9 protein-coding genes and 3 pseudogenes are annotated in these 12121 nt (G+C 42.5%); 7 read left to right on the top strand and 5 right to left on the bottom strand.

The window, feature by feature from the left end; all coding sequences use genetic code 11:
- Window positions 1-15: 15 nt before the first annotated feature.
- The 4 genes from BN1115_RS01910 to narI are packed head-to-tail and all read left to right on the top strand — an operon-like array spanning window position 16 to window position 6699.
- Window positions 16-3780, top strand: coding sequence for a nitrate reductase subunit alpha (locus BN1115_RS01910; RefSeq protein ID WP_042024866.1), 3765 nt, complete (start codon window positions 16-18; stop codon window positions 3778-3780).
- A 2-nt stretch (window positions 3781-3782) separates the two neighbouring features.
- Window positions 3783-5321, top strand: a complete 1539-nt coding sequence (gene narH, locus BN1115_RS01905; RefSeq protein ID WP_042084597.1) for a nitrate reductase subunit beta — start codon at window positions 3783-3785, stop codon at window positions 5319-5321.
- A complete protein-coding gene (gene narJ / locus BN1115_RS01900; protein WP_042655831.1) occupies window positions 5318-6025 on the top strand; it encodes a nitrate reductase molybdenum cofactor assembly chaperone in 708 nt (235 codons plus the stop codon). The genes narH and narJ overlap by 4 nt, the downstream gene beginning before the upstream one ends.
- The gene (gene narI, locus BN1115_RS01895; protein ID WP_042655830.1) at window positions 6022-6699 is read left to right on the top strand and encodes a respiratory nitrate reductase subunit gamma; all 678 of its coding nucleotides are present in this window, start codon (window positions 6022-6024) and stop codon (window positions 6697-6699) included. The genes narJ and narI overlap by 4 nt, the downstream gene beginning before the upstream one ends.
- A 563-nt stretch (window positions 6700-7262) precedes the next feature.
- Here the strand turns inward: narI and BN1115_RS01885 are convergent.
- Complete coding sequence (locus BN1115_RS01885) at window positions 7263-7685, bottom strand: MarR family winged helix-turn-helix transcriptional regulator (RefSeq protein WP_042655828.1); 423 nt, start codon at window positions 7683-7685, stop codon at window positions 7263-7265.
- 101 nt (window positions 7686-7786) lie between these two features.
- On the opposite strand from BN1115_RS01885, the gene BN1115_RS21420 reads away from it, so the two are divergent.
- Together BN1115_RS21420 and BN1115_RS21415 are read left to right on the top strand one after the other, a co-directional pair.
- Window positions 7787-8368: a flavin reductase family protein gene (locus BN1115_RS21420; RefSeq protein WP_162516531.1), complete on the top strand. Its 582-nt coding sequence runs from the start codon at window positions 7787-7789 to the stop codon at window positions 8366-8368.
- Window positions 8369-8431: 63 nt separating this feature from the next.
- On the top strand, window positions 8432-8800 hold the full coding sequence (locus tag BN1115_RS21415) for a putative zinc-binding protein (protein WP_050555278.1): 369 nt from the start codon (window positions 8432-8434) through the stop codon (window positions 8798-8800).
- A gap of 72 nt (window positions 8801-8872) precedes the next feature.
- On the opposite strand, the pseudogene BN1115_RS01880 reads toward BN1115_RS21415, so the two are convergent.
- A pseudogene (locus BN1115_RS01880) lies at window positions 8873-9465 on the bottom strand (IS1595 family transposase); the annotation flags it as partial.
- A 2-nt stretch (window positions 9466-9467) separates the two neighbouring features.
- Between BN1115_RS01880 and BN1115_RS21410 the strand changes: the two are divergent.
- Window positions 9468-9670, top strand: a pseudogene (locus BN1115_RS21410) (hypothetical protein); the annotation flags it as partial.
- A 63-nt stretch (window positions 9671-9733) separates the two neighbouring features.
- On the opposite strand, the gene BN1115_RS22755 reads toward BN1115_RS21410, so the two are convergent.
- From BN1115_RS22755 to ytfE, 3 genes and pseudogenes are all read right to left on the bottom strand, one after another.
- The gene (locus tag BN1115_RS22755) at window positions 9734-10135 is read right to left on the bottom strand and encodes a CZB domain-containing protein (RefSeq protein WP_371317204.1); all 402 of its coding nucleotides are present in this window, start codon (window positions 10133-10135) and stop codon (window positions 9734-9736) included.
- A pseudogene (locus tag BN1115_RS22750) lies at window positions 10136-10483 on the bottom strand (methyl-accepting chemotaxis protein); the annotation flags it as partial.
- Between the two features lie 841 nt (window positions 10484-11324).
- The gene (gene ytfE / locus BN1115_RS01870) at window positions 11325-11987 is read right to left on the bottom strand and encodes an iron-sulfur cluster repair protein YtfE (protein ID WP_017408664.1); all 663 of its coding nucleotides are present in this window, start codon (window positions 11985-11987) and stop codon (window positions 11325-11327) included.
- Window positions 11988-12121: the final 134 nt, after the last annotated feature.

Raw genomic sequence — 12121 nt, 5'->3', positions numbered from 1 at the left:
ATATGGAGCAGTAAAATGAGCAAGTTTCTTGACAGGTTTAACTATTTAAAGACATTAGGTGAAAAGTTTTCTGGTGAACACGGCCAAACGTACAATACGAACAGAGATTGGGAAGATGGTTACAGAGACCGCTGGCAACATGACAAAATTGTACGCTCAACACATGGCGTGAACTGTACTGGTTCATGTAGTTGGAAAATCTATGTAAAAAACGGCTTGGTTACATGGGAAACGCAGCAAACTGATTACCCTAGGACCAGGCCAGATCTCCCAAACCATGAGCCTCGCGGCTGCCCAAGAGGGGCAAGCTACTCGTGGTATCTGTACAGCGCCAATCGACTGAAGTACCCAATGGTCAGGAAAGCGTTGATTGAACTTTGGCGAGACGCAAAAAGTAAGCACAAAGACCCTGTTCTAGCATGGGGTGCGATTGCTTCCGATCAGAATGTATCCAAAAAGTATAAGGCTGCCCGAGGTAGAGGCGGTTTTGTTCGTAGCACCTGGAATGAAGTTAATGAGATCATTGGAGCGGCAAACGTTTACACCGTAAAAGAGCACGGCCCAGATCGCGTTGTTGGCTTCTCACCAATTCCAGCGATGTCTATGGTTTCCTATGCCGCAGGTGCAAGATATTTATCGCTCATCGGTGGCTCTTGCCTTAGCTTCTATGACTGGTATTGTGATCTTCCTCCCGCATCACCGATGACTTGGGGAGAGCAAACAGACGTACCAGAGTCAGCAGATTGGTACAACTCCTCATACATCATAGCCTGGGGCTCAAATATTCCTCAGACTCGTACTCCTGATGCTCACTTCTTTACTGAAGTTAGATACAAAGGCACCAAAACTGTCGCCATAACTCCAGATTATGCTGAAGTAGCTAAGCTTTGTGATCACTGGCTTAACCCCAAACAAGGTACAGACAGCGCGTTAGCATTGGCTATGGGCCATGTCATTTTGAACGAGTTCCACGTTCAACATAAAAATGAATATTTTGTTAGTTACGCAAGGAAATATACCGATTTTCCGATGTTGGTCAGATTGACCAAACGACCAGATGGTAGCTATGAAGCAGGACGCTTCCTGAGAGCATCAGATTTGGTCAATAACATAGGTGAACAGAACAACCCTGAATGGAAGACCATAGCGATTGATGAGGTTTCTGGTGATCTGGTCGCGCCACAAGGGTCGATTGGCTATAGATGGGGAGAGGATGGAAAGTGGAATCTTGAAGAGACCGCTGGGCAGTCCAAGACACCAGTCACTTTGTCTGTTGGAATAAAGGAACCTCAACATTTAGTTGAGGTGGCTTTCCCATATTTTGGTGGATTGGAAAGTGAGCATTTCACACCTGTTGAATTAGAAGAAGTTATCAGAAGAAAAATTCCAGCTAAATCCATCGTGTTGGCAGATGGAAGCCAAGAATTTGTGACCACCGTCTACGATCTCACCGTGGCTAACTATGGTGTAGAAAGAGGGTTTGATGACCCTAGCAGCGCACATACCTATAAGGAAGTGAAGGCATATTCACCCGCTTGGGCAGAAAAAATAACGGGTGTACCACAAGATGAGATTATCCGCATCGCTCGTGAGTTTGCTGACAATGCAGCCAAAACACATGGGCGCTCAATGATCATCGTTGGTGCAGGCATGAACCACTGGTATCACATGGATATGAATTACCGTGGTTTGATTAACATGCTGGTATTCTGTGGTTGCGTAGGACAGAGCGGTGGTGGATGGGCTCACTACGTAGGGCAAGAGAAGCTTCGTCCCCAGACGGGCTGGCAACCGTTGGCATTTGGCCTAGATTGGCAAAAGCCTCCACGCCACATGAATGGTACGTCTTTCTTCTATAACCACTCTAGTCAATGGCGATATGAGAAGTTAGATGCCCAAGAATTGCTTTCACCTTTAGCTGATGCAAGTAAATATAGTAAGCATCTCATTGATATGAACGTGAAAGCAGAGCGGCTGGGTTGGCTTCCTTCAAGCCCTCAGCTGAATACTAATCCACTGAGTATTGCTGAACAGGCAAAAGCGCTTGGGGTAAGCCCTGTAGAGTTCACGGTTAACTCGCTGAAGGACGGCAGTATTCGTTTTGCTGCTGAGTGTCCCGAAGATCATTATCCACGCAATATGTTTATTTGGAGATCAAACCTTCTTGGGTCTTCAGGTAAAGGTCATGAATACATGCTCAAGTACCTGTTGGGCACAGAACATGGCATTCAAGGAAAAGATCTCGGCTCATTCAGTGATAGCAAACCATCTGAAGTTGATTGGAAAGATACCCCAACCCAAGGCAAGCTTGATCTCGTTGTGACTCTAGATTTTCGGATGTCGAGTACCTGTCTGTTTTCAGACATCGTGTTGCCTACTGCAACCTGGTATGAAAAAGATGATATGAATACCTCGGATATGCATCCATTCATCCATCCATTGTCAGCAGCTGTAGATCCAGCCTGGGAAGCAAAATCCGACTGGGAAATTTATAAGGCAATTGCAAAAGCGTTTTCTGAGCTCTGTAAAGGACATCTTGGCGTTGAAACCGATGTGGTTACATTGCCAATGCAGCATGACTCTCCAGCAGAAATAGCCCAAGCGTTTGAAGTAAAAGACTGGAAATTGGGTGAATGTGATCTCATTCCAGGAAAAACTGCACCACATATAATGACCGTTGAGCGCGATTATCCTAACACCTACGCAAGATTTACATCGTTAGGCCCACTCCTTGATAAGCAAGGAAATGGTGGCAAGGGTATTAATTGGAACACAGAAACCGAAGTAGACCTTCTTAAAAAACTTAACTACACACACCATGATGGCGCGAATGCTGGGCGGCCAAAGATTGACACTGCAATTGATGCGGCTGAAGTAATTCTTACTTTAGCCCCAGAGACTAATGGTCATGTGGCTGTTAAGGCTTGGAATGCATTAAGTAAGCTGACTGGCCGAGAACATGCACATCTTGCTATCAACAAGGAAGAGGAAAAAATTCGTTTCCGTGACATTCAGGCTCAGCCGAGAAAAATCATATCTAGCCCAACATGGTCTGGTTTGGAAGACGAGCATGTCTCGTATAACGCAGGTTATACAAACGTTCATGAGCTAATTCCATGGCGAACCATTACTGGTCGTCAACAGCTGTATCAGGATCACCAATGGATGCGTGATTTTGGCGAAAGTCTCATTTCATATCGACCACCAATCAATACCCAGACTATTAAAAATATTATGGGTAAGAAGGGTAACGGTAACAAAGAGAAAGCTCTGAACTGGATCACTCCGCACCAGAAATGGGGTATCCACTCAACATACAGCGAAAACTTGTTGATGCTTACACTGTCTCGGGGTGGGCCAATTGTTTGGATAAGTGAAGATGATGCTAAAGATCTAAAAATTGAGGATAACGACTGGATAGAGGCATTTAATATCAATGGTTCATTAACTGCTCGTGCAGTGGTGAGTCAGCGCGTCCCTGCTGGAATGGTAATGATGTATCACGCTCAAGAGCGCCTGGTGAATATTCCAGGCTCCGAAATAACAGGACAACGTGGTGGGATTCATAACTCCGTTACTCGTGTCTGTCCTAAACCAACTCATATGATTGGCGGATATGCACATCAGGCTTATGGGTTCAACTATTATGGCACAGTGGGCTCTAACCGTGATGAGTTTGTTGTCGTCCGCCGCATGAATCAGGTTAAATGGCTTGATGACGAAAATAATGACTATACACAGGCTGACAATATGTACAGTAACAAGGCAGGGGAGAAGTAAAAATGAAAATTCGTGCGCAAATTGGAATGGTGCTAAACCTCGATAAATGCATCGGATGTCATACTTGCTCTGTTACTTGTAAGAACGTATGGACAAGTCGCGAGGGAATGGAATACGCCTGGTTTAATAACGTAGAAAGCAAGCCAGGCGTGGGCTATCCAAACGATTGGGAAAATCAGGATAAATGGAAGGGTGGCTGGGTTCGAAATATCAATGGAAAAATCGTTCCAAGAATGGGTAACCGGATTGGCGTTTTAGCCAAGATTTTTAACAACCCTGACATGCCGACTATTGATGACTATTATGAGCCTTTCACCTTTGACTATGAGCATTTACATAATGCTAAACAAGGTGCGCATCAGCCAATAGCACGTCCACGTTCACTGATTACTGGTCAACGTATGGACAAGATCAACAATGGCCCAAACTGGGAAGAAATCTTGGGCGGGGAATTCACTAAGCGTTCACAAGACTACAATTTCAACCACATCCAAAAGGAGATGTATGGACAGTTTGAAAATACGTTCATGATGTATCTCCCTCGGCTTTGTGAGCATTGCTTGAATCCTGCATGTGTGGCTACTTGCCCTAGTGGGGCAATATATAAACGTGAAGAAGATGGCATTGTCCTTATTGACCAAGACAAATGTCGTGGTTGGCGTATGTGTCTTACTGGTTGCCCCTACAAGAAGATTTACTTTAACTGGAAAAGTGGTAAATCTGAAAAATGTATCTTCTGCTACCCCAGAATTGAGTCTGGTCAACCAACCGTCTGCTCTGAAACATGTGTAGGACGAATTAGATATCTGGGAGTAATCCTTTATGATGCAGATCGTATTGAGCAAGCAGCATCAACTGAAAATGACAAGGATTTATACAACAAGCAGTTGGAGATTTTCTTAAATCCACATGATCCTGCTATCATTGAAGAAGCCTTAAAGCAAGGCATCACTCAAAATGTTCTAGATGCTGCTCAGAAGTCACCTGTGTACAAGATGGCGATGGAATGGAAGCTTGCACTCCCATTACACCCAGAGTATCGCACGTTACCGATGGTATGGTATGTACCACCTCTTTCCCCTATCCAATCAGCCAAAGATGCAGGCTATTTAGGTGATGATGGTGTTCTACCAGATATTTCTAGCTTGCGAATTCCTTTACAGTATTTGGCGAATCTGTTGACCGCTGGCGATATAGCACCTGTTAAGAGTGCACTGAATCGTATGTTGGCAATGCGTCATTATAAGCGAGCTGAAACTGTAGATAAAAAGGTGGATACCAGCGCATTAGAGCAGGTTGGTTTAACTGAACACCAAGCGCAGGAAATGTATCGTTATTTGGCTATAGCTAACTATGAAGACCGCTTTGTAGTTCCTTCCAGTCATCGCGAGCTAGCACGAGAAGCATTTCCTGAAGCTAAAGGGTGTGGCTTTAGCTTTGGTGATGGTTGTAAAGGTAGCGACACTAAGTACAACCTGTTTAATAGCCAGAGAATTAATGCCATTAATGTATCTACAAATCCAAGTGAGGATAAAAAATGAAATCTTTAAAGATCATATCAATCCTCTTGGACTACCCAGATATTGATCTGTGGGAAAACAAGGATGAAATCTTTGATTGCATAGCTGAATGTAATGAGCTGACATCGGCACAAAAATCATCAATATGTGATTTTGTAACATATGCGTTTGATCGTTCTCTACTTTCATTCCAAGAAATATATTGTGATATCTTCGACCGTGGCCGTTCCACCTCTCTGCTTCTTTTTGAGCATGTTCATGGTGAGTCGCGTGATCGCGGACAAGCAATGGTAGACCTGCTTAAGCAATATGAAGATGCAGGATTTTCTCTTAACAAAAGAGAATTACCGGATTTTCTTCCTGTTTACTTGGAATACCTTTCAACAAGAAATAACGCTGAAATTATAGAGGGGTTGTGTTTTATCACTCCGATCTTGGGGTTGCTTAAAGAGAGGCTACTCAAAAGAGAAAGCAAATATCATGTTCTATTTGGGGTTCTAATTGATCTATCCATGGCAGAGTACGATAGCGCTCTTATAAGCACACAAGTTATGAAAGAGGCTGATGATGCAACACCCGCTGCGTTAGATGCTGTTTGGGAGGAAGAGCAGGTGAAGTTTTTAGGAGGAGAATCATGTCCCAGTTCAATTCAATCGATTCATAGCAACCGATTTAAGAATGCAGTCGTACCACAGTACCTTGAAATTGGTGAGGCAAACAAATGAACTATATTCATAGCTTCTTCTTTGATATATACCCATATATTGCAGTTACCATTTTTCTACTTGGTAGTTGGGTTCGTTACGATTATGGGCAGTACACTTGGCGAGCAGGATCAAGCCAGTTGCTTGATAACTCGAATATGAGGCTGGCATCTGGACTGTTCCACATTGGCATTCTTGGTATCATCTTCGGCCACTTTTTTGGCTTGCTGACACCTCACTGGGTATATGAGTCATTCTTATCATTGCAAGCAAAACAACTCATAGCGATGTGTGCTGGCGGTATCTTTGGTGCAATGACATTGTACGGTGGTTATCTGCTCTTAAAGCGGCGTCTGACAAACGTAAGGATCAGAGCAACATCATCGACTGCGGATATTTTGATTTTAGTGCTATTAGTTTCCCAGGCAGCGCTTGGTCTTCTGACAATTCCATTTTCTGCTTTCCATCTTGATGGAAGTGTCATGATGAAGCTCGTAAGTTGGGCACAAGATGTTGTAACGTTCCAAACAGGGGCATCTAAAAATTTAGAAGGGGTATCGTTTATCTACAAAATTCATATGATTTTAGGTATGACTTTGTTTGTTGTCTTTCCATTCTGTCGATTGGTACACGTTTGGAGTGTACCGCTCGAATATTTAACTAGACGCATCCAGATCGTAAGGTCTCGTCGGTAACATGATTAGGGTAGTAGTCGCAGTGTAAACTGCGACTACTATTTATCAGGTGTAGTATGGTATATCATGTATCAAATAAAAAGTTTTTGACTAAGTTAGTCGAACCTTTCTTTGTTGCAGTTTTCTGGCCAACACTGCTGTTGTTGGTATCCGAAGTGACCGGTTTGCCAATAACTGAAGAGTTATATCGCAATACCATTTTATTTTCATTGCTAATATTCATTATTACTGCATTTATAGATATAAGATACATTTGTATAGCAAGGAAAGTAAAACTGGAATTGAACTTCAGCGGCATTGAGTTTCATTGCCATAAAAAACATCTATTTTTCTCATGGCACCAAATAACTTTAATTAAGTTGGTTGAAAGCAAGCCTGGCTCTAGAGTACTAAATATACTTCCTGATAACGAAACTATTGACTTAATTCTTTTTGAAGACCACGAAAAAATATATTCACAAGTCATATTTTATTGTAAACAGTTCAATGTGAATTATGACTAGAGTATTCTGACCATTAAGTATGAGCAATTCACTTGCTCATACTTTTAGTAAATAAGGTTTTTATTGGTCAGCATCATAGTTTTCATTCAGTGCTGTAATACGTGCCACTTGGAAAGTATTTTGAAGCGATTGCAATTCTGTTTTATGCTGCTGTGCCAATTGCTGTAAATATTCTCTCCCTTTATCTGTTAGATGCACATCTACTTTGCGCTTGTCATTTTCATTTTTCCGCCGTTCAACGAGATCCAACTCCTCACATCGCGTAAGTAAAGCTACGGTAGCGTGATGACTCATTTGTAACCTTTCCGCTAGTTCACCCACGCTTGCCCAGTTGCGCCCTGGGTATCCTTGAATGTGCAGGAGGGATAAATATTGTAATGGTGTGAGCCCGAGATCCTTGGCCGCAGTTTCACTGAAGTGAAGAAAACGCTTTAACTGATAGCGAAACTCAGAGAGTGCCTCAAATTGAGCTTTTGTTAACATAGCTTACTCGGTTGTTGACTTCTTAGGTGAAATACAATAAGTTCAATTATATCACATTGTGATATATAATTTGTAGTGTTTCTGTTACAAAGGAGATGGCAATGCATAAGCAAGTTCACCCAAAATCACTTTATTGGGGAAACACCGTAATTCTACTGAGTACCATCGATGATACTGATACAACTAACATTACACCAATATCATCGAGTTGGTCTCTTTCGAATAATATTGTCATCGGCCTCAGTCTAAATTCAAAGGCTATCGAAAACATTGAGAATTGTCCAGAAGTCGTATTGAATGTTGCATCAGACAACCTTTCGGATAGAATTGAATCTATTGCCAAATTGACCGGAAAGGATCCTGTCCCATCTGAAAAGATAGGTTTCAGTTATTGTGGTAATAAATTTGCTCTTGGTGGATTTACAGAGCTGGCGTCCTGTACCGTTAAACCATCTCGTATCCAAGAATGTTTAATTCAGGTCGAGTGTTTAGTTGAACATATAACAAAGCGCAATAATTTTGCTATCGTTGAATTGCGAGCCACTCATGTGCATGCAGATGCATCTTTACTTAAAAAAGATGACGTTATTGACGCGGATTTGTGGAGCCCTCTGATTTATAATTTCAGGAGTTACCACGGAATTACCAGCGCTATTGGTAGAAACTTTAAATTTGATAATTGATTTCGCAGATGCCCTATTTATTAAGGGCATCTTCATGGGACTATGATTTTTAAAGGATGTTTTATGAGTGAATGTTTACGTTCTTTACCATTGGTTTATTCATGCTCTGGTTGTTCAAGTGCAGCGCAGATGGCAAACTATATGGCTATTCAGCTAGATAAACGAGGTGATGCAGAAATGTCCTGCATTGCAGGTGTTGGTGGAAACGTAAAGCATTTAGTCCGTATAGCAAAGTCTGGTAGATCGATCATTGCTATCGATGGATGTCCTTTACAATGTGTCAAAAGTTGTTTGGCTATTCACAATCTCACTCCTACAAATCATGTCTTATTGAATGAGCATGGAGTCAAAAAACTTCAGAAAACAGATTTTGATTCTGATGAAGCGGATAGGCTTGTTTTTGAGATCGCACAGTTATTAACTCTTCTATAAGAGGTTGCTCCTCAAATTTATCGGTATGTATTATTCATACGTGGCTATAGATATGGGGTACCACCTATCCGATTACCCATGATCTTCCCGATATGGCATCAGATGGATTTCCTCTATCGTGTGGTTCAATTCAACCAGCATGCTCTTGATGCCAAAACGATGCTTAAATCGGAAGCATCATTCCGTCAGATGATTTGGTAGAGGCTTGGTTCCAAGCGTATGGCAACTGCTCCGCAGCGAGTTCTGCACATTCCCTATTATCGTGCTTACCCAGTTGAACGCAAGATGCTCCAGTAAATCCAGGTTGCCTCCAGTGACGACACTCAGGTACTCACAGTTGGCTTCCTTGACTGCCCTGAAACGGGATAACTCATCAGATATCACGGCACTCCCGTTAGCAAGATGTCGTTTAGCCCACTTGCCAATGGTCTTAGTTTTGAACCCATCAACCACCGTCATCCACATTTTGATTGGATTTCTTTCCTTCTTCAGGGACACTGCCGCCACAAAGGTGTCTTGCAAACGGTACCACAACCCCGCTTGCCACCACGGCGTTCACTGCCCCAGTAGACATCATCGAGTTGAATGATACCGCTGATGGGATGCTTGTCGTCAGACTCCTTCATCGCTTGCAGCAGCTTGCGCTTGAGCATCCAGGCGAGATCTCCGTCGCTCGTTGGTAGAGACGGCGGTGTCCCGGTTCAAACAGCTGATGGTGGGAAGAATCAGTCAACGAAACTACAACGACCAAGTGGGGGAAGTGATGGCGTATGTGAGTGTGATAAACAAACTGACGACCTTGGCCTGCTGGTCAGAAAGCCCAAGTGTAACGGTCACTTGGGGCTGGGGAAGCTACGTTCTTACGACTGATTTGGGAAGCAACGCCGTTCGGAGTGACTGCTAATCATGGGTAATCAGGAATCGTTGTTAGAGTTATAATTTTAGAAAATGGCTCATACCCTTCATGACCGTTATATTTGCCTGCTCCATTGCAGCTAAAGCAGAAAGTGCCCCATCGTAATCGCCACTATGGAAACGAGCTACCGCATTTCTGGCATTGTCATGTACAGCTTGATGTGGTTTTTCCATCTCGCGATAACCTGATGATTTAGAGAAACTGGCTTTACCTTCACCAGCGTAATACCACTGGCCGAGTCGACACTCAGTGTAATCAGGAAGCTGCTCCGCAGTTAGGTTGGATAATCCCATTAATACTTTATACACTTCTAATTTAAGACTGAGTTCTTCCAGATTGGCTAATTCCGCATTGGAAAGCAGCGAAGCTCCTGTAATTGATTGCTCTAAATTTTGCGAAAGCTCCGTTAATTGCGACATGCCATTAGTTGCAGAAAGACTATCTGCACTGTAACGACGAGCATTGATGGCGCCTTGTTCCATAACGTTTTTGGCCTGTTGGGTATCGGACTGGATTTCGCTCACCAACCCAGCAATTTCTGTTGTCGCTTTGCTGGTCCGCTCCGCCAGACTTCTAACCTCATCAGCCACTACAGCAAATCCGCGCCCTTGTTCGCCAGCGCGGGCGGCTTCAATTGCTGCATTTAACGCTAATAAATTTGTTTGATCGGCAATACCTTTTATTAATTGAACAATACCATTGATTTGACTAGCGCGCTCATGTAGCGAGGCCACATTTTCTGAGGCTGCCGTGATTTGTTCAAACATCGTGTGCAGATTGTTAGCCATTTGCTGAAAAGCAAGACGATTTGTTTCTGATTCCCGAGAGGATGAAATAGCAGTTATTTTTTGTTGATTCAGCTGTACAGCTAGGCCCAAAAAAGAATCACCGAGCCCATGTAGTGATTGCCCAAAATTTGCAATATTGGTAAACATTCCAAGGAAAAATCGCTCTCTAGATTGTGTATTCCTTAGCCTTATCTGAATTTCTTGACTTTCTTCGCATGCTATCTTATAGCTGGATTGTAACTGCTCTATCTCTTCTTTTAGCATCTGATTTTCATCAGATAAGATCTGATATTGTTGTTTAAGCTTTAAGCCAAACATAAGTTACCTCGAAAAAAATAATGCGCATTTAAAAACATTCACGTTGCCAATTAAACTATGGAACGTAGATAAAATGAAGTGATTTATGCGCGTTCTAAACAATAAAAATGGGTTCCAGCCTATCCAGAAGCCGCCCAGGTAGGGTGATTTTTAATACAGCACGGATTCAAATGTGATAAACATATTAGTTGATTAGATATATATTTTTGTTGACAATATAAGCAAGTGTGTTTATGAGCGATACTGATAGATAAAAAAGATGGATCGTAAACATTACCTACTTTATGAACAATAACTACCACAAGAGACCACAAGAGATTCTTGCTGCCAACCTTAATTCTCGTTTCCGATTAAACCTATTTTTAAGTTCGATATTATGGATGAACATGCATTGAACAAATGCTTTCTCTTATTTTCTCACAAAGTCAACATAACCAAAATACGCGACTACCAAATCCACGGGGATATGCAGATATCCCCGAGAATAATAGATGACTGGTCATTAATTGGTGGTGGCGTTTGCGAATAAAATATTATTTTCCAAATGAATATGTTGCATCAGGTCTTCTCGCAATTGTGTCAGGCCGGTATAGAGTGCACGCCATGTCACGCAAGCGTCTACCGGAGGCGTAATGTCATTGGTCAGGTGCATTATTTCGTCCAAACATTCACCATGCTGTTCATGTTCAATACGCATCATAGCAATTGGGCCTTGTACTGAGTTGTTAAGACCCTTTTTCAGCATAGGGAATAGGATCTGCTCTTCTTTCTGCATGTGACCTTCCAGCTCCCGCAGCATATCAACCAGATGAGCCCCCAGACCTAACGGACAGCCTATTTTATCCGCATGGACATGTTCCACTCGATTTGTAAGGCGGATCAGTTCTGGTAATTGAATTCGATGCTGAGCATGGAAGCGTTCCAGGATAAAATCAATTAGCGCAGAAGGTGTTGCAGTACGCCAATCAATTTCGTGGCTTGGTAACTGTTGTACTTGCTCTAATTCAGTAATAACCAGCGTGGCATCGAGGTTACGGTGAGCGATGGCATCTTTTAACGGTTGTTGACCACCGCAGCAAAAATCTAGTTTAAATTTGTGGAATACTCGTGTTGCACCAGGAATTTCACAAGCAATATTGGCAATAGTTTGTTCGAGTAAGACCATGAAAGCGCTCCTTGATAAATAATAGAGTAATTTTATCTCGATAAGTAAAAGCATAAATCATGCCATATCTAACACATTGAAATATATGGATTATATATTTTTGTGGTGTTTTTTACCATCTCCTGATAGGGTTA

Origin of the sequence: Aeromonas allosaccharophila, from assembly GCF_000819685.1 — a bacterium.
GTDB classification, from domain to species: Bacteria; Pseudomonadota; Gammaproteobacteria; order Enterobacterales; family Aeromonadaceae; genus Aeromonas; species Aeromonas allosaccharophila.
Note: the sequence above shows the minus strand (reverse complement) of the source record. Positions and strands in the feature narration are given on the sequence as shown.